The following is a 22,322-nucleotide window of genomic DNA, read 5'->3' as shown; positions in this document are numbered from 1 at the left end:
CATCAGAGCAGGTAGCGGGCGCGCAGGTAATAGAAGCCGCCGTTGATGCCGATCGGCGACGACACGATGTCGTACTGCGTGCCCAGGAACTGGTTCTCGGACGGCAGCTTGCTCGGGTACACGTTGAACAGGTTGTTCGCGCCCACCGCGATTTCGAACTTGCGTGTCATCGCATAGCGCAGCTCGACGTCGGTGACGTATCGCGCCGCATTCGTGAAATGCGCGAAGCGCGTCGTCGAAAATGCATTCGGGCCGCTCCAGTAGCTCTCTTCGCCGGAGGTCGTGCCGTAACGCGTTTCGTGCAGGCTGAGCGCCCATTTGTCACGGTGCCAGGTGCCGCCGACGATGATCTTGTTCTTCGGCGTCGACGACGTGATGTAGCCGACCTGCTGCGCGTTCAACAGCGTGTTGCCGTTGGTGTCGCGGCCCACGCTCGTCACGCTCGTCGTGTTGAAGTTGATGCCGAGATCCCAGTCGACGCTCCCCCACCTCGCGAAGTTGCTGTGATACGTGGCCAGGATGTCGAGGCCGCGCGTGCGCGTATTCACGCCGTTCGTGAAATAGTTCGCCGTCACCGACGGCAAGCCCGCCGGCAACGTGATGCCGGCCTGCGTCAGCGCATCGATCGCGGTCTGCCCGCTATAGGTGCCGCCCTGCACGATCCGGTCGCGGATGTTGATCTGGTACGCGTCGATCGTCACGTTCAGGTTCGGCAGCGGGTTGAGCACGAGCCCGATATCGAAGTTGGTCGACTTCTCGGGCTTGAGCGGCGTCGCGCCGAGGTTGCGTGCGGCCTGCGAGTTCGGGGCCAGTTGCCCGTAGGCGGAAAGCGGCGAGATGTTCAGGTTCGTGAAGTACTGCTGCGCGAGCGACGGCGCGCGAAAACCGGTGCCGACGCTTCCGCGGACCGCGATGCGCGGCGTGATGTCGTAGCGCGTCGAGACCTTGCCGTTGGTCGTGCTGCCGACGTCGTTGTAATGCTCGAAGCGCCCCGCGAGATCCACCTGCCAGTTCGGCGCGAGCCGGGTGGCGAGATCGATGTAGGTGCCGAGCACCTCGCGCGATTTCGACAGCGCACTGAGCGGCGACAGGCCCGGCAACGCCTGGCTGCCCGCACCATAGGTCGACGCGGGATCGCCCGCGCCGACCGTGTAGCTTTCGTGGCGATGCTCGGCGCCGACCGACACGTTGAGCGGCGCGGGCAGCAGCGGCAGGTGGAATGCACGCGACAGGTCCAGGTTGTTGGTCCACTGCGTGTTCGTGAAGGTCGACAGGCGGAAGCCGGTCGGCGTCGATCCGGTCGCGGCGAACAGGCTCGTGTTCGCCGAATTGACCATGCCGATGCCGATGTTGTCGCGGCCGTAGGTCGAACTGATGTCCCATGCCCAGCCGAGCAGCCGGTCGCCTTTCACGCCCGCAGTCAGCGAAAAGTCGTTTTCGTTGATCGTTTCCTGCGGCGTGAAGCCGTTCGGATAGAGCGCGGGCAGGACCGACGGCAACCGGTAATTCTGGTAGCTGCCGCCGCTCCGGTGCGCATACGTGCCGAAGCCGTACAGCTTCGCGCCGCCTTCGAGCAGGTAACCCGCGTTGAAGGCGACCGATTCCCGCGTGCTGGAAGGCGACCCGAGAATCAGGTTGTCGTTCCGGCCGGTTCGCGGATCGGCGTCGGTTCGCACCGTATGATTCTGCCGGTTGTATTCGGCGCTCAGGTCGACATAACCGGCATCGCCGAGCCTCAGCCCGATGGTGGCCGCATTGTTCTGCGCAAGGCCGTCGCCCTGATAGGTCTGGCCGGTCGTGTTCGACACCTCGCCACCCTGGTAATTCGACTTGAGGATGACGTTGATCACGCCGGCAATCGCATCCGAGCCGTATTGCGCGGATGCGCCGTCACGGAGAATCTCGACATGATCAATCGCCGTGACCGGGATCAGGTCGACGTCGACACCGGTCGATCCTTGCTGCGGCCCGCGGTTCAGCGACACATTCGCGGTCGAATGGCGGCGCTTGCCGTTCACGAGCACCAGCACGTAATCGGGGCTCAGCCCGTGCAGCGTCAGCGCGCTGGTCAGGTTGCCCGCATCGCCGCGCATCGCCTGGCGCGCGATCGACGGCGAGAGCTGGACGAGTGCGTCGCGCAGGTTGCCCTGCCCGGTGCGCCGCAATGCGTCGCCGCTGATCACTTCCACCGGGGCGGCGGCATCGCGCACCTTCCGCGCGCTTTCACGCGTGCCGGTCGTGACGACGACGTCCTGAACGGTGACGACGACGTCCCGGGTATCGCCGGCAGGCGCCGGTTCCGGCTTCGTGCCCTGTGCCCACGCGGCGCTGCCGGCGGTAATCCAGCAGGCGGCCAGCGCCAGCGAGCGGCAACGGGGGATCCTCACGCGCGCAATGTCGTTTCTCTGATAAACCACTTCAAGGCCCTCATTTCAGCGAGCCGCGAAGTGTCGTTTCATTCTCGCGTCACGCTTCTCGTTTGTTTTGATATCAGTGCGTGACGAATCATCCTCCTGGTGTAATAGTTTGTTAAATAACAAATACGCATTTTCATTTATCAATTCATTAGACAATTATCGACCTTGCGCACGATTACGCAATCACGCAGGAAATGTTGCGATTGCGTGGCGAATGGAAATGGCACCCGTTAAATCTGTGGATATTGACGATGCCCGATTTGAATAATGAAAAGGAATATGCGCACGTTTGTGAAATATCGATTTCGCTCGACAAGCTGCGCATTGCATGTTCGAACCGATGGGCCGGAAAGTATCGTGACGATGTCGACATCATTGCGATGGCGGAACGATCGCAGCCCGGCGGCCCTGCTCCGCTTCGAGCAGTCTTCGCTGATGGGGTGGCCGGCTTAGGAGGAACGCGTCGGTTCTCGATGCGAATGGATGGCCAGTCGCCCGGCGTACCCGTTTACACCGTGGCAGGTGATCTGCTCGTGCGGGAGCGCCGGGCCTGGACAACACGTTTGCGTTGCCCGGCCGGCGAATGCGATTCACGCGGGGTTGCGCGAAGTTGCGCGAAGTTGCATGACAATGCGGCGATTGCGCGGGCAGCGGCACCCGAGAGGATCGCGCGATCGCGTGCGACCCGGCGGGATACGACTCGATCCGCGCCATCGTTCTTTCGAGCCGCTCACTCCATGTACTGCTCGTTGCCGATCAGGCCGATCTTCGTCGCGCCTTCGCGCTGGGCCGAGGCCAGCACTTCGGCCACCGCCTTGTAAGGTGCGGACTTGTCCGGGCGCAGCCGGATCTCGTCCTGGTCGGCCTCGGCCGCCACCGCGCGGAACTTCGCGTCCAGCACGGCCCCGCCGCTCACTGCCGCGCCGTTCCAGTTGACTGCCCCGTCCGCACCGATGTCGATCTGCACCACCTGGGGCGGATGCGGCGGTGGCGGTGGGTTCCCCACCGGCAGGTTCATCTTCACCGAGTGCATCTGGATCGGGATCGTGATGATCAACATGATCAGCAGCACCAGCATCACGTCGATCAACGGCGTGGTGTTGATGTCCACCATCACGTCCGGATCGTCCTTGCTCCCTCCGGAGCCTGCGTTCATACCCATCGTTCGAACTCCCTAGCCCCCGCGCGCGGGCGGCTGCGTGATGAAGGCGACCTTGACGACCCCGGCCCGCTCGCATGCCGCGACGACCCGGCCGATGTACTGATACGGCGTCGCCTGATCGCCACGCACGTGCACGTCCGGCTGCGGCGCCTGCGTCGAAATCTCCTTCAGGCGCGACACCAGCGTCGGAAGGTTCACGTGCTCGGTTCCCCAGAAAAGGTCGCCCTGCCGGTTCACCGCGATCTCGATGCTTTTCGGCTGGGTCTGCAGCGGCTGTACCCGCTCCGCCGGCAACTGCACCTGGATCGTGTGCGTCACCACCGGGATCGTGATCAGGAAGATGATCAGCAACACCAGCATCACGTCCACGAGCGGCGTCGTGTTGATCGCCGAGATCACCTCGTCGTTGTCGTCACCGCCGACACTGATTGCCATGACGCGCCCCGCCTACGACTGAACCGCCAGCGCCTGCGGCGACTGTGCCGCCGGTGTCGCGATGCGGCCCGCCGCGCGCCTGCCGCCCGCGAGCAACACCGTGTGCAGTTGCGCGCCGAAATCGCGCACGCGTTCCATCACGGACTTGTTGCGGCGCACGAGGAAGTTGTAGCCGAGCACGGCCGGCACGGCCACCGCGAGGCCGATCGCGGTCATGATCAGCGCCTCGCCCACCGGGCCGGCGACCTTGTCGATCGACGCCTGGCCCGCGATGCCGATGGCCGTCAGCGCGTGATAGATGCCCCACACGGTGCCGAACAGGCCGACGAACGGCGCGGTGGAGCCCACCGTGCCGAGAAACGCCAGGCCGTCCTGCAGGCGGTTCGACACGCTGGTGATCGAGCGCTCGATGTTCAGGTCGATCCAGGTGTTGCGGTCGACCGAATCGAGCAGCGCGGTGTCGTGGTGCTCCCCCGCCTCGATCGCGTTCTCGGCGATGAAGCGAAACGGCGAAGCATCGTCGAGCTGGGCGGCACCCTCGGCCAGCGTCGGCGCATTCCAGACCTGCTCGTCGGCCGACTTCGCACGGCCGTTCGCGCGCGCCTGCTCGATGAACTTGGTGACCATGACGTACCAGCTGCCGAGCGACATGACCACGAGCAGCCCCAGTACGAAACGCGCGACGAAGTCGCCGTTCGCCCACAGCGCGCCCAGGCCGTAAGGATTCTCGACGGTGGCCGACGTCGCGGGTTCGGGCGGCGGCACCGCACGATCGGCCGCACTTGAGGCAGCCGGTGCCGCCGAGGTCGGTGCCACGCCGGGAGCGGCCTGGCTCGGCGCGGATGCTGCCGCTTGCTGTGCAAGCACCGCTTGCGGTGCGATCAGCGTGCCGCCGATGCCGGCCGATATCATCAGACTTGCCGCGACTGCGGCGCGAAAACGCTTGTTCATAAGGACTCCGTATGCGTCATGTGTCGATTCGAAAAACCGGCCCGGTCGAACAGCTTGCCGTGGCCCGCGTCAATTCAGGTTGAAGGAAAACGGTACCCGCACACGCACGGATTGCCCCTGGGCGATACAGTTGAAGCGCTTGACCGCATTGAGCGCCGCACGATTGAGCACCGGGTCGGCCGGCTGGGCAACCCGCAGGTTCGTGACGCGGCCGTCCGGATCGACGGTGAATTCGACGGTCACTTCACCCGTGATGTTGTTGTCCTGCGCCTCCGGCGGGTAGACGATCGACGACCGAACTTCGTCCGAATTCGGGCAGACCACGCCGATCTCACGATTCACCGGCTTGGCAACCGGCACCGGCGCCGGCGCGGGCGGCGCCTCGTGCACCGGTGCGCTCTGGACCGGCACGTCCTGGTGCGTGATGGTCGGCTGCGGCGGAGCCTGCACGTGTACCTCGGGCGGCGGCACGAACGGCGGCGGCGGCGCCGTCACCCGCGGCTTCGACACGACCTTTTCGACCGGCTTCGGTGGCGGCGGTGGAGGCGGCGGCTTCACCGGTGCGATGATGCGTGCCTCGATCGGTTGCTGGACGATCTGGACGACTCGCGTCGCGAGACCATTCACGAGCGCCCAGATCAGGACGAGATGCAGCGCAATGGCAATCGCGATACCGCCGAAGCGACGCACCGGATGCGTCTGCTTGTTGCCGAAGCGGCGCGGGCGGCCGATTGCCGCGAGCCGGGATGGAGAAGCGGTTGTCATGTTCGGTCCAGTTGCAACGAGATCGAAGGGGCGGCGTGCCCGGCGGCATCCGGTCCGTCGCCGACTTCGATCACGTGCGCCGTTCGATGGAATGTCATGTCGATCGCATCAGGCTGCGGCGGGCTCGCGCCGGTCAACCGGCTGCCACCCGAGTGCCGGGGCGATACGCGTGATGAAGTCCTCGAGAATCTGCCGGTAGTTCTCGAACGGCAGGTCGTAAGGCAATTCGAGGCGCAGCTCCCGCACCTGTCCGACCACCGGGTCGGTCAGCAACCGCTCCACGATCTCGTCCGAGCTGCCGACGAGATCCGGCGCGAACAGCGTGCGCCGCTCGCCCTGCGGCGCCAGCGTGCGGGCATGACGCGCGTCGGCAAATGCGCGATAGCGTTCGCGCTCCTTCGCGCTCGCGCCGTCGGTCGGGACGATCACGCGCCCCAGCGCGATCCGCGGTGCATGAGCTTCATGCCAATGGTCGCGATACAGATCCAGTTGCCGCAACTGGGCGTCGATATGGCTATCGGTGCCCTCGCCCGTGGTTATATTGCCGATCAGCAGGTTGAACCCGTTCCTGGCGGCCCATTCGATCGACCGCCTGGAACCGCCCCCGTACCAGAGTCGCCCCGTCAGGCCGGGCGCAAACGGGCTCACGCGAGGCCGAACCCTGCCTGCGGCCGATTCGACGAACGTGTCGTCGTCGCCGAGCCAGTCGCCGGCGAGATTGCGGCGCAGGCGTGCCACACGCGCATGCGAGAAGTCGACGAGATCCGGATCGGTGTCGAACAGCCGCTCGCCCAGCAGCGCGCCGTGATTCGGCGCGCCCGCGCTGAGCCCGACATTGAGCCGCCCGCGCGAGAGCACGTCGACGGTGGCGAGATCCTCGGCCAGCCGCAACGGATTCTCGTATCCCATCTGGATGACCGCGGCGCCCAATCCGATCCGGGTCGTGCGCTGGCTCGCCGCCGCGAGAAACGTGGCGGCCGACGACACGGCGCGCTCGAGATGGCGTTGCCGCACCCACGCGCTGTCGTAACCGAGCGCCTCGCCCGCGCTGAACAGTTCGAGCGTCTGCTCGAATCCCGCCGCCGCGTCTTCACCGACGTAATTGCCCGGTGTCAGGAAAGCAATGTGATCAATGCGGACGTTGCTCACTTTCGTATCCTTCGTCATTGGGTCTGTCTGGTGGTACACGCGCCGCGTGCGGTCGGCCCGGGATCTGCCCGATCCGCCTGTCGACAGGCATGACGCACGACCGGCACGGCACCATCGACCGGAACGCGCGCGTTCACCTCTTTGGCGATCGGTTTTTTATCGGGGATCGAAAAAAGGAAACGAGACATCGAACTCAACCTCGCAAATGGCCGGGCTGACCGGATTCAAACTTTCATGAAAAAGCGTCGAACAGGCAGGCAATCTCGGATGTCGATTATGGAGAACGTGCGACTGACCCGTTGCAGTCATTTCTTCTATGGATATGACGCGCGTATCAAAACAGATAGCGCGTGCACACATAATGAAAATCGAGATTGATTCAGGCGTGGCCGTACAAACCCGGGCAGTCGCACAAGGGGAACGTGCGATTCATGGGCCCGCGATAATGCGGCCCGGAAACCTGGACGATGAAGAAGAGAACCCGACCGTCACACCCGACGGGGTTCGATGCAAAAGTGCTGCACTTGCAACGCCCAAGGCAAGCGGACGCTGGCCGCTCAGGCGCAACGGTTCGACGCGCAGCCGAACCCGATCGCGGAATGGATGCGACAGCGCAGAAACGCGTGGGGGATATGTTTTTAGTGACGGGCACGCAATCGAGCGAGCGATCGACAGACCTGACGGCGCCGCATGCAGGAATGGCGCCGGTCGACACCAGAAAACGAAGCTCCGATAGCGCGAGGCTTCGCGTACCGGAAACGGGGTAACGGCGCCACACCGGAGCCATTACCCCACGGCTTGAAAGAACAGAACCGAGCCCGTTAGCCAGGAGGCAATCCCCCTGGCAGCGGTGCCGTCAACACGAAGTGTCGCGCTCACCCGACCCGCGCTTCTCCCTCGCGCTCGGCTTCCCCTTCGCCCGTGCCCGTTCGCGCGAGCACCGGTTTGAGCGCCTGCCCCGTATGGCTCGCACGCACCTGCACGAGCGCTTCCGGCGGCGCCGCCGCGACGATCGTGCCGCCGCCCACGCCGCCTTCCGGCCCGAGATCGATGATCCAGTCGGCTTCCGCGATCACGTCGAGGTCGTGCTCGATCACGACGACGCTGTGCCCCGCATCGACGAGCCGGTGCAGCACGCGAATCAGCTTCGCGACGTCCGCCATGTGCAGGCCGACCGTCGGCTCGTCGAGCACGTACAGCGTGTGCGGCGCCTTCTGGCCGCGCCGCGTGATGTCGTCGCGCACCTTCGTCAGCTCGGTGACGAGCTTGATGCGCTGCGCCTCGCCGCCCGACAACGTCGGCGACGGCTGGCCGAGCGTCAGGTAGCCGAGGCCGACATCCTTCATCAGCTGCAACGGATGCGCGATGTTCGAGATCGGCGCAAAAAACTCCACCGCCTCGTCGATCTCCATCGTCAGCACGTCGCCGATGTTCCGGCCGCGCCACGTGACGGCGAGCGTCTCCGGGTTGAAGCGCTGCCCGTGGCACACGTCGCACGGCACCTTCACGTCGGGCAGGAAGCTCATCCCGATCGTGCGCACGCCTTGCCCTTCGCATGCGGGGCAACGCCCGTCGCCGGTGTTGAACGAGAAGCGCGACGCCGTGTAGCCGCGCGCACGCGCTTCCAGCGTATCGGCGAACAGCTTGCGGATCGTGTCCCACACGCCGATATAGGTGGCCGGACACGAGCGCGGCGTCTTGCCGATCGGCGTCTGGTCGACTTCGAGCACGCGGTCGATCTGCTCCCAGCCGCTCAGCGATTCGCAGCCCTGCCACGCATGCGTGACGTTCAGCGACGGCCGCGGCGCACTGCGCGCGAGCACGCTCGAACGACGGTTGGTAGCCGGCGTGTCCTGCTGCGCGGCCTTGCGCGCGCGGCGCGTGGCCGGCGACGACAGCACCGAGCGGCCGACCGCGTCGAGCAGGTTCGTCATCAGCACGTCGCGCGCGAGCGTCGACTTGCCCGAGCCGCTCACGCCGGTGACCGCGACGAGCCGCGCGAGCGGAATGCCGACCGTGACGTCGCGCAGGTTGTGCAGCCGCGCACCGTGCACGGTCAGCCAGGCTTCCGGCACGGCCGCGCCGCCCTTCTTGCCCGGCAGGCTCACGCTGCGGCGCGGCTGCAGCGGATGCGTCATCGGCTGCGCGAGCAGCCGGCCCGTCACGGAATCCGGCTGCGCGGCCAGATCGGCGACCGCGCCCTCGGCGACCAGCGTGCCGCCGCGCTTGCCCGCGCCCGGGCCGACGTCGATGATGTGATCGGCGCGGCGAATCGTGTCCTCGTCATGTTCGACGACGACGAGCGTATTGCCCTTGTCGCCGAGCTTGCGCAGCGCATCCAGCAGGATCTGGTTGTCGCGCGGATGCAGGCCGATCGTCGGTTCGTCGAGCACGTAGCAGACGCCCTGCAGGTTGCTGCCGAGCTGCGCGGCGAGCCGGATGCGCTGCGCTTCACCGCCCGACAGGCTCGGCGCCGCGCGATCGAGGCTCAGGTAGCCGAGCCCGACTTCCTCGAGAAACGCGAGGCGGCTGCCGATCTCGCTGACGATGTCGCGCGCGATCTGCGCGTCGCGCCCCGTCAGCTCCAGCCCGTCGATCCAGCGGCGCGTGTCCGACACCGTCCATTGCGCGACCTCGACGATCGGATGCGCGTCGAACGTCACCGCCCGCGCGGTCGGGTTCAGCCGCGTGCCGTTGCAATCCGGGCACGGCTCGTTGTCGACGCCTTCCGGTTCCTGTTCGTCCGACGGCAGCGTCTGCTCGCGGCCGCGATCGTCCCCGGCGAGCACCGTGTCGTCATACGCGGCGCGCTGTTCGCGCGTGAGCGTGACGCCGGTGCCGACGCAGGTCGTGCACCAGCCGTGCTTGCTGTTGTACGAGAACATCCGCGGGTCCAGCTCCGGGTAGCTCGTGCCGCACACCGGGCACGCGCGCTTGACCGACAGCACCTTGACCGTGCCGACCCGCGCGGTCGAATGATCGTTCTGCATCGCGTCGTGCAACCCGTCGAGCGGCGCGAGCAGATGCATCACGCCCTTGCCGAGCTCGAGCGTCTCGTCGAGCACGCGTCGCAGTTCGGCTTCGTTGTCGGGGGACACGACGATATCGGCGACCGGCAGCTCGATCGTATGCTCGCGGAAGCGGTCGAGCTTCGGCCACGGATCGACCGGCACGAACTCGCCGTCGACGCGCAGATGCGTGCTGCCGCGCGCCTTCGCCCACTTCGCGAGATCCGTATACACGCCCTTGCGGTTCACGACGAGCGGCGCGAGCAGCCCGACGTGTTCGCCGCGATGATCGCGCAGCAACTGCGCGGCGATCGATTCGACGGATTGCGACGTGACCGGCGTGCCGTCGTGGATGCAATGCTGCAGGCCGAGCTTCACGTACAGCAGCCGCAGGAAGTGCCACACCTCGGACGTGGTCGCGACCGTGCTCTTGCGCCCGCCGCGCGACAGCCGCTGCTCGATCGCGACGGTCGGCGGGATGCCGTACACCGCGTCGACTTCGGGGCGGCCGGCCGGCTGCACGATCGAGCGCGCATACGCGTTCAGCGATTCGAGGTAACGGCGCTGGCCTTCGTGGAACAGGATGTCGAACGCGAGCGTCGACTTGCCGGAACCCGACACGCCGGTGATCACGTTGAACTTGCCGTGCGGAATGTCGACGTCGAGCGCCTTCAGGTTGTGCTCGCGCGCGTTGACGATCCGCACGACGTCCTCGCCTTCGATCGCGCGCCGCTCGCGCGCCGCGTTCAGCACGGCCTGCAGCGGCTTGCCTTCGTCGGCGAGCGCCATGTCGGCATCCATCGCGCGTTCGTACTGCAGCAGCGCCACGCCGGTATGCGATTCGGCGCAGGCTTTCACGTCGTCGGGCGTGCCCGCGCACAGCACGAGGCCGCCGCCGTCGCCGCCTTCCGGGCCGAGATCGATCAGCCAGTCGGCCGCGCGGATCACGTCGAGGTTGTGCTCGATCACGATCAGCGAATGGCCGGCCGCGAGCAGCTTGCCGAACGCCTGCATCAGCTTCGCGATGTCGTCGAAGTGCAGCCCGGTGGTCGGCTCGTCGAACATGAACAGCTTCGCCCGCGCGATGCGCGCCTCTTCCGTGACGACCCGGCGGCCGTTCACGGCCGCCGCCGATTCGGCGAGGAAGCCGGCCAGCTTCAGGCGCTGCGCTTCGCCGCCCGACAGCGTCGGCACCGGCTGGCCGAGCTTCACGTATTCGAGGCCGACGTCGACGATCGGCTGCAGCACGCGCAGCACCTCGGCGTCGGTCGCGAAGAACGCGGCCGCTTCGCTGACGGTGAGATCGAGCACGTCGGCGATGCTCAGCGCGCGGCCGTCGCGCTCGATGCGCACTTCGAGAATCTCCGCGCGGTAGCGGCTGCCGTCGCAGTCCGGGCAGCGCAGGTAGACGTCGCTCAGGAACTGCATCTCGATGTGCTCGAAGCCCGAGCCGCCGCAGGTCGGGCAACGGCCGTCGCCCGAGTTGAAGCTGAACGTGCCGGCGCCGTAGCCGCGTTGCAGCGCGAGCGGCGCCTTCGCGAACAGCTTGCGGATCTCGTCGAACGCGCCGACGTAGCTCGCCGGGTTCGAACGGGTGGTCTTGCCGATCGGCGACTGGTCGACGAACACGACGTCGCCCACCTGGTCGGCGCCCGTGAGGCTGCGGTACGCGCCCGGCGACTCGGTCGCCTTGCCGTGGTGCCGCGCCATCGCCGGATAGAGCACGTCCTGCAGCAGCGTGGACTTGCCGGACCCCGACACGCCCGTCACGCAGACGAGCCGCTGCAGCGGGATCTCGACCGTCACGTCGCGCAGGTTGTGTTCGCTCGCGCCTTCGAGCACGATGCGCGGCGTATTCGCGTCGACCACCCGGCGCGCCCAGTTCGACGCATGCGCGACATGCTTGCGGCCGCCGAGATACTCGCCCGTCAGCGTGTGCGCGGAGCGGATGTCGCCCGGCGTGCCGTCGTAGACGATCGTGCCGCCGCGCTCGCCGGGGCCGGGCCCCATGTCGATCAGGCGATCGGCCGCGAGCATCACCGACGGATCGTGTTCGACCACCACCAGCGTATTGCCCGCGTCGCGCAGCCGCTGCATCGCCTCGACGATCCGCGTGAGATCGCGCGGATGCAGCCCGATGCTCGGTTCGTCGAGCACGAACAGGGTTTTCGTGAGCGACGTGCCGAGCGCCGTCGTCAGGTTGATCCGCTGCACCTCGCCGCCCGACAGCGTGCGGCTCTGCCGGTCGAGCGTCAGGTAGCCGAGCCCGACGTCGCACAGGTATTTCAGGCGCGTGCGCACCTCGGCGAGCAGCAGCTTCAATGCATCGTCGAGCAGCGCGCTCGGCAGGCTGATGTCGTCGAAGAAGCGGCGGATGCGCTCGATCGGCAACAGCATCAGGTCGTGCACGGTCAGGCCCGGCAGCGCCTCGAGCTGCGCGCGGCTCCAGTCGACGCCGCGCGGCATGAAGCGGCCGGCCGGCGCGAGCACGCCGTCGGCGTTCTCTTTCGAGCCGAGCCGCCACTGCAGCGATTCCGTCTTCAGGCGCGCGCCGCCGCACACGTCGCACGGCGTGTAGCTGCGGTATTTCGACAGCAGCACGCGGATATGCATCTTGTACGCTTTCGACTCGAGATAGCCGAAGAAGCGCTTCACGCCGTACCACTGGCTCTGCCACTTGCCGTTCCAGTCCGGCGAACCGTTGACGACCCAGTCGCGCTCGGCGTCCGACAGCTCGGCCCACGGCGTGTCGCGCGGGATGCCGGCTTTCGCCGCGTAGCGCATCAGGTCGTCCTGGCACTCCTTCCACGCGGGCGTCTGCATCGGCTTGATCGCGCCGCCGCGCAGCGTCTTGCGCGCGTCGGGGATCACGAGGCCGAGATCGACGCCGATCACGCGGCCGAAGCCGCGGCAGGTTTCGCACGCGCCATACGCCGAATTGAACGAGAACAGCGCCGCCTGCGGCTCCGCGTAGCGCAGGTCGCTGTCGGGATCGTGAAGCCCGGTGGAGAAGCGCCACACCTGCGGCTCGGCGATCGCGTTTTCCGCTTCCGGCGCCAGCACGTACACGTTCGCGCGCCCGCCGCCGCGCTTCAGCGACGCCTCGATCGCCTCGACCACGCGCACCTTGTCGGCCTGCTGCACGCGGAAGCGGTCGGCCACCACGTCGAGCACCTTGCGCGGCCCGGTGGGCGACGCGACCTCGCGTTGCGCCTGCACGCGCGTGTAACCGCTCGCGGACAGCCACTGCGCGACTTCTTCATCGGAAGCCGTTTCGGGCAGCTCGACCGGGAACGTGACGACGACGCGCGGATCGTCCGCCTGCGTGCGCGCGACGAGCTCCGCGTAGATCGTCTCCGGCGTGTCGTGCCGCACCTGCCGCGCGGTCTTGCGGTCGAACAGCTCGGCCGCGCGCGCGTACAGCAGCTTCAGGTGATCGTTCAGCTCGGTCATCGTGCCGACGGTCGAGCGCGAACTGCGCACCGGGTTGGTCTGGTCGATCGCGATCGCGGGCGGCACGCCGTCGACCCGCTCGACCTGCGGGCGGTCCATCCGGTCGAGGAACTGCCGCGCGTACGCGCTGAACGTCTCGACGTAGCGCCGCTGGCCTTCCGCGTACAGCGTGTCGAACACGAGACTCGACTTGCCGGAGCCCGACGGGCCGGTGACGACCGTCATCTCGCCGGTGCGCAGGTCGAGATCGAGGTTCTTGAGGTTGTGCTGACGTGCTCCGCGAATGCGGATCAGATTGCTGGATGACAATTTGCCTGCCCGTCTGAATGAGTTAACCAGAGTGCCCGGTGCCGGAACGCTGCGGCGGATGCCCGCAGGCGCGGCGCACGCGCCGCAAGGGTTGCACCTGTGCGGCCCGATTTCGACGGACACTATACTGTATATTCATACAGTTTTCCATGACGACCCTGAGGGCGGCATGGGATGGCGGTGGGGGCCGGAATGAGCGATGCGGACGCCCGGTCGTCCGACCCGGTTCAGTCAGGCGCGGCCATTCCGCGATGACGCGTTTATACTCCCCGACCCGGCAATCCGCGTGATACGACAAGGAAAATGAAAGCAAGAGCATTGCTCATCACTTCGCTGGGAGCGTGGGTGTTGACTCAGCCTTCACTCGCCTTCTCGCAAAACGTCAACGGAAAAAATCTCTTCATACAGAGATGCGCGATGTGCCATGGCGCAGATATCAAGGGCAGCGGGCCATTGGCCGGGAAAAGCAATCCCCCCACGCCCGACCTCACGACTGCCGCGTTCAAAAAGCGGCTCCATGATTATCCAGGCGTCATCGTTTCATCGGTAATACTTCGCCCGAACGGGGACCTGATTCCGAGAACCTTGAGGGAGAACGGCGTAAAGCTGGCGCCGCATGCCTGGACCGTTCAGGATTTTCGCGACCTGAATCAATACATGAGCGACGTGATTTCCAGCAGCCGATGATTCCGTGTCGACCGGCTGACCGCTCCGGGTCGTTTCGAGCCGGTAACATACCGCCGACGCGCTATCCGGCGGAGGCATCCACCTTCCGAAAATGGTGCCGTTGCCCGGGTCAGACTTCGGCACACAAGCGGTGTATTGCGCCATCCGGATTCGACGCACCTGCCCCGGCGCCGCCCGTGCGATGATGCGCGCTGACCAACATGAGAGATGGAATGACGACTACCTTCGACGAGGCGACAACGGCGGCGATCGCCGCGTTTGCCGAACTGGATTTCTACACGGCCGTGCAAGCGATGCGCGCCGAAGCCGACTACGACCGCGAAATAGACCAGTGGATCTCGCGCTACATCGACGAGCACGGCGGCGGCGCGGACGATGCGGAATACGACGCGTTGCACGCGCAGGCCCAGGCAACCCCGGAATACGCGCAGTTCGTCGATGCGGCTCGCCGGGAGATCCTGGAATACTTCGACGTGACCGACGACCAACTGGACTGGATGGTCCTGCTGCGCAATGACGACAGCGACGAGCTTTGGGCGGAAGTCAACCGGCAGCGAACCGCGCTCGGAACCGGTGAAGTGCGCGGCGATCTCTGACCCTTGCCTGCCATCCGGATCTCGCGTCGCGCCGGGTGCGTGGCTCGAGTCCGATCAGCCATGAGGTGGGCCGGGCGTCACGTATCCCGGCCACCCGCTCGCCCCTGCCCGTCTACGCCTTTTTCGCGTAAGCGCCGCACCAGCCTTTCGCATTGACCTGCTTGCCGCCGAATATGGTGCACGGCGCCGTGGCCGCACCGGTCTTGCCCTGGAAGAACTGGCAATTCGCGCAGGCCTCGCCCGCCTGAAATTTCGGGAATTTCGCATGGTCGACCCGGCTTGCATCCGTCTTGTAGCCGAGGGCCTGGGCGTTTGCATCCGTTTCCTGCACGGCACCGGCCCCGGCATCTGCCGCGGCCGCGCGGCGTCCAACGGCCAGCGCGGATGCCAGAACGGTGGTGGCAGCAATAAAACGTCGGCGTGAAAACTTCATCTTGCCCTCCTCGATGTTTGCGTGGCCGGATGACCGGCATCCTCCGATGCCGCGACGCCTCCCGGCGCACAACCGCGGCCCGTCACCGTGCCCGTCGCGCCGCGACACGTTCATCCCCTGCGAACCGCCTTGCGAAGGAATCAGCGAAAAAACAATTCCCGCATCCCGAACGTGTGATGCGCCTCGGCCGCCATCAGCACCATGAGCACCAGCAGGCACAGCGGCGGCACGAGAATCGCGTACACCAGCGCCAGCCGCTCCCACATCATGTGCATGAAGATCGACACGATCAGCCCGGCCTTGGCGATCATCAGCACGACGATCAGTACCCAGCGCAACAGGCCCTGCACGTTGAAATAGTCGACCAGGTACGACAACGTGCTCAGCACGAACAGCAGGCCCCAGATCTTCAGGTAGAGGCCGATCGGATGCTGCTGGCCGTGCGCGGCGTCGGGTCGGTCGGCGGGATCGGTATGGTCCATGGCCTGCCTCACCACAAGTAGAACAGCGCGAAGATGAACACCCACACCAGGTCGACGAAGTGCCAGTACAGGCCGGCGATCTCGACGATCTGGAAGTTGCCGTGTTCGGTGAACCCCGGCTGCAGGATCTTGCGTGCGATCAGCAGCAGGTAGATCACGCCGCAGGTCACGTGAAAGCCGTGGAACCCGGTGATCGTGAAGAAGCACGCGCCGAACTGCGCCGCGCCCAGCGGATTGCCCCACGGGCGGATGCCTTCCCGGAAGATCAGGTTGCTCCATTCGAACGCCTGCAGCGACACGAAGGTGGCGCCCAGCAGCGCGGTCGCCAGCAGCAGCGCGGCGGCGGGCCTCGCGTTGCGCCGGTAGCCGAAGTTGACGGCCATCGCCATGGTGCCGCTGCTGCTGATCAGCGTGAACGTCATGATCGCAATCAGCAGCAACGGCACCTCCACGCCGCCCACGCTGAGCCCGAACACCTTCGCGGTATCGGGCCACGGCGCCGTGGTCGACATGCGCACCGTCATGTAGCCGATCAGGAAGCTGCTGAAGACGAACGTGTCCGACAGCAGGAAGATCCACATCATCGCCTTGCCCCACGGCACCTTGAAGGCTTCGCGATCGGCCGACCAGTCCGTGACGATGCCGCGCCAGCCGTCGGGCCGGGCGTCGGGCCGGCTGTCGGCAGATGGCGCATCGGCAGGCGGGGCCGCGGGCGAACCGGCGGCGGGTCCGGAGGGGGCCGTGGGCGCGGTCATGGCGCGGCTCCATACAGCGGCCCGCAGACGGCGGCGACGATCCCGGGGGTCAGCCACCACATCGCCGCCAGCAGCACAAGCCACACCGCGAGCAGGAAATGCCAGTAGAGCGCGCACAGATCGATGACACGCCGGGCCCGGAACGGGTCCGCGCGCCGGGGCTGCGCGATCGTCACCGCCCACGCCGCCAGCCCGCCCAGCACATGCAATCCGTGCAGGCCGGTGAGCAGGTAGAGGAAGCTGTTCGACGGATTGACCGCAACGGTCTGCCCGCCAGCCGACAGCAGGTGCCAGGCGATCAGTTGCCCGGCCACGAACACGGCCGCCAGCACGCCGCCGCACACGAGCCACGCGGTGCGGTGCAAGGTCGGTTGCCGGGCTCGCTGCATGGCGACGCTGGCCAGCGCCAGCGCGCCGGTGTTCCACCACAGCAGCGCCGGATGCGGGATCGGCTGCCAGTCGGGCTCGCGCATGCGCATCGCATAGGCGAGCAGCAGCAGCGAGAACAACGTCGTCGCGACCGCCATGAAGACGATCAGGCCGGTGCGGCCCGCATTCGGCAAGCCGGGTGGCGCGTCGTGAACGAAGGGGCGCGGCAGCGTGGTCATTCGTGGGCCTCGCCGGGGTGAAGCGCCGGGTGGGCCGGTTCAGGCACCGTCGCGGGCGGCTGGTTTTGCGGCACGAAATCTTCCTCTTGCCCCGGCGGACTGTATTCGTATGCCCAGCGGTAGACGACGGGAAGCGCCGCGCCCCAGTTGCCGTGCGCGGGCGGCGTTTGCGGCGTCTGCCATTCCAGCGTGGTGGCCCGCCACGGGTTGCCGTCGGCGCGCCGGCCGTGCACGAGGCTCCACGCCAGGTTGAACAGGAACAGCAACTGCGCGGCCGCGACGATCAGCGCGACGACGGTGATGAACGTGTTGAGCGTCTGCGCCGAATGCGGGATGAAGCTGTAGCCCTGATACGCGTAATACCGCCGCGGCATGCCGAGGATGCCGAGATAGTGCATCGGGAAGTAGATCGCATAGGTGCCGACGAAGGTGATCCAGAAGTGCGCGCGCCCGAGCGTGTCGTGGAGCATGCGGCCCGTCACCTTCGGGTACCAGTGGTAGAGGCCGCCGAACACCACCAGGATCGGCGACACGGCCATCACCATATGGAAGTGCGCGACCACGAAATACGTGTTCGACAGCGGGATGTCCACGCTCACGTTGCCGAGGTAGAGCCCGGTCAGCCCGCCCAGCACGAAGGTGCTGATGAAGCCGATGGCGAACAGCATCGGCACGGTCAGGTGGATATCGCCGCGCCACAGCGTCAGCACCCAGTTGTAGACCTTGAGGGCGGTCGGCACGGCGATGATGAGCGTGGTGGTGGCGAAGAAGAAGCCGAAATACGGATTCATGCCGGCGATGAACATGTGGTGCGCCCAGACCACGAAGCTCAACGCGCCGATGATGACGATGGCCCACACCATCATCCGGTAGCCGAAGATGCTCTTGCGCGCGTGCGTGCTGATCAGGTCCGACGCGATGCCGAAGGCCGGCAGCGCGACGATGTAGACCTCCGGATGCCCGAAGAACCAGAACAGGTGCTGGAACAGCAGCGGGCTGCCGCCGGCATGCTTGAGCGTCTGCCCCATCGACACCACGGCCGGCACGAAGAAACTGGTGCCGAGCGTCCTGTCGAACAGCATCATCACCGCCGACACGAACAGCGCCGGAAACGCCAGCAGCGCCATGATGGTCGCGATGAAGATGCCCCACACCGTGAGCGGCATGCGCATCAGCGTCATGCCGCGCGTGCGTGCCTGCAGCGTGGTGGTCACGTAATTCAGGCCGCCCATCGTCGCCGCGACGATGAAGATCGCCAGCGACACGAGCATCAGCACGATGCCCCATTCGACGCCCGGCGTGCCCGGCAGGATGGCCTGCGGCGGATACAGCGTCCAGCCCGCGCCGGTCGGCCCGCCCGGCACGAAGAAGCTCGCCACCAGCACCAGCACGGCCAGCAGGTAGACCCAGTAGCTCAGCATGTTGAGAAACGGGAACACCATGTCGCGCGCGCCGAGCATCAGCGGGATCAGGTAGTTGCCGAAGCCGCCGAGGAACAGCGCCGTCAGCAGGTAGATCACCATGATCATCCCGTGCATCGTGACGAACTGGTAGTAGTGGTTCGCGTCGATGAACGCGAACTTGCCCGGGAAGCCGAGCTGCAGCCGCATCAGGTCGGACAATACGAGGCCGACCAGCCCGATCGCGATGGCCGTCATCGCATACTGCACCGCGATGACCTTGTGGTCCTGGCTCCAGACATAGCGGGTCCAGAAGCTGTGCGGGGCGTGGTCGCTGTGCGCGTAGGTCATGGTTTCTGCTCCGCTATTGCCTGGCCGCGGTACCGGCCGGAGGCGGCCCGCCTTGCGCCTCGATATATGCCACCAGTGCGGACAGTTCCTGGTCGCTCAGGTCGAAGTGCGGCATGATCGGCGAGAACCCCTTCACGACCCGCGCCGCCGGATTGCGGATGAACGCGCGCAGATAGGCCTCGTCCACCTGCGCGGTGGTGCCGTCGGCCATCGTTTCGGTCTTGCCGTACAGGCCCTTCCAGGTCGGGCCCACGAGCGGGCTGCCGTCCACGGTATGGCAGGCGACGCAGCCCTTGGCCGCCGCGAGCGTCTTGCCCAGTTCGGCGAGCGCGTGCGCGCTGCCGCCGGCAGCGGCGGGGGTTGCCTGCACGCGGGCAAGTTGCTGCCGCGCGAAGGTGGGCTGCTGCGCCAGCCAGCGCGAGAACGCGGCTTCGTCTTCCACGACCACCACGCCGCGCATGCCGGAGTGTCCGATCCCGCAGAGCTGCGCGCACAGGATGTCGTAGCGCCCTGCCTTGGTCGGCGTGAACCAGAAGGTGGTCACCATGCCCGGCACCATGTTCATCCGCGCCCGGAACGGCGGAACGTAGAAATCGTGCAGCACGTCGCGCGAGCGCGTCAGCACCTGGACCGGCCGGTTGAGCGGCAGGTGCACCTCGGGCGTCTCGATCAGGTAATTGTCACGGCCGTTGTGGTCGGCGGGGTTCAGGCCGAACGGGTTGTCGTTGCTGATGTAGCGCACGTCCGTCGTGCCCAGCTTGCCGCCGGGGCCCGCGAAACGGAAGCGCCATTGCCATTGCTGGCCGAGCACTTCCATCTGCAGCACGTTGCGCGGCGGCCGGATGTAGTCCGCGTAGACGAACAGCCCCGGCGCCAGCAACGCCGCCACGCCGACGGCGGTCAGGCCGATCAGCCACCATTCCAGCGGCCGGTTGTGCGGCTCGTAGGCCGCGCGATGCCCGCTGCGGTGGCGATAGCGCACCAGTGCGACGACGATGAACAGGTTGATGGCGATGAAGAATGCACCGGTGATGACGAGCGTGATCGTCAGCATGTCGTCCATGCGCACCCAGTTCGACGCGATCGGCGTGATCCACCACGGACTGGCAAAGTGAAACCCCACCGCCAACAGGATGATCAGGACCAGGGCAATCGCAAGGGCCATAGGCCGCCTCGCTGCGTATCACTCGCCGGCGCCGCCGACACCGGGTTCCATGTCTCCCGCGAACGCCGGGTGGTCAGGCTCGGCGCGGCGGAAAACGCGATGTATCAGTCGTCCACGTTCCGCTTGCGCAATCGCTCCAGCCTGCCGTAGGTGATGGCCGCAACCACGCCGAACAACAGGTTGGCCAGCAACGGCCCGGAACCCCGCTCGGAGACGAACCACGGGAACACGGCCGTCATGACGTAGAAGTTCCACCCATACGCGACGATCCCGAACGCCAGCCCGATGGCGGCTTCCATGCCCACGCTCGAATCGAAGCGGAAAGGCGCCATGATCGCGGCGAGCATCACCCCCATGATCGCGCCGAGCACGTAGTGCAGCAGCAGCGCCATCGCGACGATTTCAAGGTTGAATTGCGTCATCTGGCCGAGCGCGCTGCGGCCCATCACCATCGCCGCGATCTTGTGTGTCGGTTGCCACGGGCTCGAGCCGAGCACGAGTGTCGACCAGACGAATTCCAGCGCGATCACCAGCGCACCACCTGCGAGACCGGCCACGGCGGCGGCGACCCAGTCCGGCGTCCGACGCGCCCAATGGTGCGATTGCATGTGCAGTTCCATACGACCTCCTTGCCGACGCTTCGACGTCGGCGCTTCGGTTCCGGGGGCGTCACGCGCGTCGGGCCTGCGTCACTCGAGCGATCCGGAAGCAGGGTTGCGTGCGCAACAGGCGAACGCCCTTCTCCGCGCGCGGCCGTGCGCTCGACGAAATGCGTCGATGAACCCGGGTATCGGGCAGGCCGGCTTGCTGTCGCGCGTCAGGGGAAGATCGGTGTCGTGGGCTCGGCGCCTTCCAGGTCAGCCGTCGGAAAGTGCCTGGCGACCATCTCCTCGATTTCCTGCTCTCGCAATGCCGGCACATCGGCCATGATCAGGATCTGGCCTTCCTGTATGGCCTCGCGAAATCGCTGGAGTCGCGCGTTCGGCTCGGCGATGCCGATCATCGCGGCGGTCCACGCCCCGAAACCCGCTCCCGCCAGCGTCAACCCGACAACGGCGCCGCCTGCGATCACGAGTTCCGCCGGGGGAAATACCAGCGCGACGAGGCCGATCAGTGCACCCGCCGCGCCGCCAAGCGCGACGCCGCGCTCGAGCGCATGCACGACATCGCTGCTTTGCAGCAACGATGCTTCGGGCAACTGATCGAGTGTGACGCTGTGATCGGCGAGGACGTGGATATGGCGCCAGATGATACGTGCGCGCAATAGATCGTCGACGATGGCCTTGGCCATCTGCGTATCGGGTACGAGGAAATAAAGGCGTCTCATGTTGGCACCCCTTTGTGCCGTCAACTACTCTTTCCATTCTATGTCAGCAACGGCAACACAGTAGGTGCGCGCGGGCCAGCGCCGGTGCCCTATGCAAAGCCGTTCGGCCCCGAGCGACGCTATCCGCGTTTGCGCAACGGCTCCAGCAAGTCCCGCAGGCCGTTGTGGTCGATTTCATGCATCAGCGCAAGCTGCCGGCCGATTTCGCCGCGCGGGAACCCTTCGCGGGCCAGCCAGTTGAGGTAAGGCCCGGGCAGGTCGGCAATGAGTCGGCCCTTGTACTTTCCAAAGGGCATGGTGACGGTGACGAGGTGTTCGAGATCTGGGGTCTGCATGCCGGTATTGTGCACGGCTTTCCGCTCCCGTCGCACGCCAGTGCTGACATCCGACGCGGCAAACCCTCCGGCGACCGCCTTGCGGAAACGGGCGCTGCAAACCGCCCGCGCCCCTTTTCTGGCCTGCTAGACTGAAATTTCCCCCTGCAAACGATGGAGGGAATCATGTTGTCCGTCTATGTCGTGAAGACCGGCGAGCAGTTCCTGTGCACCGCCGAGGATGGCGATATCGGCATGGCACCGGCGGTTGAAGATGCCACGTCGTTTCGTTCGTATGAGGAAGCGGAAATGGCGGCGCACCTGCATGCCGACCCCGGATACGAAATCGTCGCTGTTTGCGTGCTCAGACACTGACGTGGCGCCCGCTACCGGGCGCCCGGTTTGTCGGCCTCCGGAAACTGCTTCGTCACGCGCGCGGTCGTCGCGGAATTGAACAAGACCAGCATCGGCTGATCCACGCCTGCGTCGCCCGAACCGCGCGGCACATCCGACACCCGCCGGCCGCCGCGTCGAAGGCGGCGCGGCCGCTTAATC

The 22,322-nt window shown here is 66.3% G+C and carries 19 protein-coding genes; 3 read left to right on the top strand and 16 right to left on the bottom strand.

Going from position 1 to position 22,322, the window contains the following annotated elements:
* Positions 1-2: 2 nt before the first annotated feature.
* From PQB87_RS35890 to uvrA, 7 genes are all read right to left on the bottom strand, one after another.
* Positions 3-2,387 carry a TonB-dependent receptor plug domain-containing protein gene (locus tag PQB87_RS35890; protein WP_226128536.1) on the bottom strand — a complete coding sequence of 795 codons (2,385 nt, stop codon included), beginning with the start codon at positions 2,385-2,387 and terminating at the stop codon, positions 3-5.
* Between the two features lie 760 nt (positions 2,388-3,147).
* Positions 3,148-3,579 (bottom strand): ExbD/TolR family protein, encoded by a 432-nt coding sequence (locus PQB87_RS35885; RefSeq protein ID WP_489245025.1) that lies wholly within the window; start codon positions 3,577-3,579, stop codon positions 3,148-3,150.
* A 12-nt stretch (positions 3,580-3,591) separates the two neighbouring features.
* The gene (locus tag PQB87_RS35880; RefSeq protein ID WP_021156566.1) at positions 3,592-4,014 is read right to left on the bottom strand and encodes an ExbD/TolR family protein; all 423 of its coding nucleotides are present in this window, start codon (positions 4,012-4,014) and stop codon (positions 3,592-3,594) included.
* A 12-nt stretch (positions 4,015-4,026) separates the two neighbouring features.
* Positions 4,027-4,965, bottom strand: coding sequence for a MotA/TolQ/ExbB proton channel family protein (locus tag PQB87_RS35875; protein ID WP_059688169.1), 939 nt, complete (start codon positions 4,963-4,965; stop codon positions 4,027-4,029).
* Positions 4,966-5,034: 69 nt separating this feature from the next.
* Positions 5,035-5,730 (bottom strand): energy transducer TonB, encoded by a 696-nt coding sequence (locus tag PQB87_RS35870; RefSeq protein WP_226143491.1) that lies wholly within the window; start codon positions 5,728-5,730, stop codon positions 5,035-5,037.
* A gap of 108 nt (positions 5,731-5,838) precedes the next feature.
* Entirely contained in the window at positions 5,839-6,879 is a 1,041-nt protein-coding gene (locus PQB87_RS35865) for an LLM class flavin-dependent oxidoreductase (protein ID WP_489245024.1), read from the bottom strand.
* 875 nt (positions 6,880-7,754) lie between these two features.
* Positions 7,755-13,649 (bottom strand): excinuclease ABC subunit UvrA, encoded by a 5,895-nt coding sequence (gene uvrA, locus PQB87_RS35860; protein ID WP_489245022.1) that lies wholly within the window; start codon positions 13,647-13,649, stop codon positions 7,755-7,757.
* Between the two features lie 303 nt (positions 13,650-13,952).
* Between uvrA and PQB87_RS35855 the strand changes: the two genes are divergently transcribed.
* Both PQB87_RS35855 and PQB87_RS35850 read left to right on the top strand, forming a co-directional pair.
* Positions 13,953-14,336 (top strand): c-type cytochrome, encoded by a 384-nt coding sequence (locus PQB87_RS35855; RefSeq protein WP_489245020.1) that lies wholly within the window; start codon positions 13,953-13,955, stop codon positions 14,334-14,336.
* 212 nt (positions 14,337-14,548) lie between these two features.
* The gene (locus PQB87_RS35850; RefSeq protein ID WP_059687148.1) at positions 14,549-14,932 is read left to right on the top strand and encodes a hypothetical protein; all 384 of its coding nucleotides are present in this window, start codon (positions 14,549-14,551) and stop codon (positions 14,930-14,932) included.
* Positions 14,933-15,044: 112 nt separating this feature from the next.
* Here PQB87_RS35850 and PQB87_RS35845 read toward each other — a convergent pair whose 3' ends face one another.
* The 9 genes from PQB87_RS35845 to PQB87_RS35805 all read right to left on the bottom strand — a co-directional run bounded on the left by PQB87_RS35845 (position 15,045) and on the right by PQB87_RS35805 (position 21,788).
* Positions 15,045-15,365: a high-potential iron-sulfur protein gene (locus PQB87_RS35845; RefSeq protein ID WP_027792793.1), complete on the bottom strand. Its 321-nt coding sequence runs from the start codon at positions 15,363-15,365 to the stop codon at positions 15,045-15,047.
* 140 nt (positions 15,366-15,505) lie between these two features.
* Positions 15,506-15,847 (bottom strand): cytochrome C oxidase subunit IV family protein, encoded by a 342-nt coding sequence (locus PQB87_RS35840; protein ID WP_027792794.1) that lies wholly within the window; start codon positions 15,845-15,847, stop codon positions 15,506-15,508.
* Positions 15,848-15,855: 8 nt separating this feature from the next.
* Positions 15,856-16,602: a heme-copper oxidase subunit III family protein gene (locus PQB87_RS35835; RefSeq protein ID WP_111939430.1), complete on the bottom strand. Its 747-nt coding sequence runs from the start codon at positions 16,600-16,602 to the stop codon at positions 15,856-15,858.
* Positions 16,599-17,210, bottom strand: coding sequence for a cytochrome c oxidase subunit 3 (locus PQB87_RS35830; RefSeq protein WP_489245019.1), 612 nt, complete (start codon positions 17,208-17,210; stop codon positions 16,599-16,601). The genes PQB87_RS35835 and PQB87_RS35830 overlap by 4 nt, the downstream gene beginning before the upstream one ends.
* Entirely contained in the window at positions 17,207-18,961 is a 1,755-nt protein-coding gene (gene ctaD / locus PQB87_RS35825; protein WP_489245018.1) for a cytochrome c oxidase subunit I, read from the bottom strand. The genes PQB87_RS35830 and ctaD overlap by 4 nt, the downstream gene beginning before the upstream one ends.
* 13 nt (positions 18,962-18,974) lie before the next feature.
* Positions 18,975-20,126 (bottom strand): c-type cytochrome, encoded by a 1,152-nt coding sequence (locus PQB87_RS35820; RefSeq protein WP_489245016.1) that lies wholly within the window; start codon positions 20,124-20,126, stop codon positions 18,975-18,977.
* A 104-nt stretch (positions 20,127-20,230) separates the two neighbouring features.
* Positions 20,231-20,746 carry a hypothetical protein gene (locus PQB87_RS35815; RefSeq protein ID WP_059687142.1) on the bottom strand — a complete coding sequence of 172 codons (516 nt, stop codon included), beginning with the start codon at positions 20,744-20,746 and terminating at the stop codon, positions 20,231-20,233.
* A 197-nt stretch (positions 20,747-20,943) separates the two neighbouring features.
* Positions 20,944-21,453: a hypothetical protein gene (locus tag PQB87_RS35810; RefSeq protein ID WP_027792800.1), complete on the bottom strand. Its 510-nt coding sequence runs from the start codon at positions 21,451-21,453 to the stop codon at positions 20,944-20,946.
* A gap of 119 nt (positions 21,454-21,572) precedes the next feature.
* Positions 21,573-21,788 carry a DUF3820 family protein gene (locus PQB87_RS35805; protein ID WP_027792801.1) on the bottom strand — a complete coding sequence of 72 codons (216 nt, stop codon included), beginning with the start codon at positions 21,786-21,788 and terminating at the stop codon, positions 21,573-21,575.
* Between the two features lie 165 nt (positions 21,789-21,953).
* Here PQB87_RS35805 and PQB87_RS35800 point away from each other — a divergent pair, with 165 nt between their 5' ends.
* Complete coding sequence (locus tag PQB87_RS35800) at positions 21,954-22,142, top strand: hypothetical protein (protein ID WP_021156550.1); 189 nt, start codon at positions 21,954-21,956, stop codon at positions 22,140-22,142.
* Positions 22,143-22,322 lie beyond the last annotated feature (180 nt).

The sequence above is a fragment of the Burkholderia sp. KL41 genome, assembly GCF_057005415.2.
Note: the sequence above shows the minus strand (reverse complement) of the source record. Positions and strands in the feature narration are given on the sequence as shown.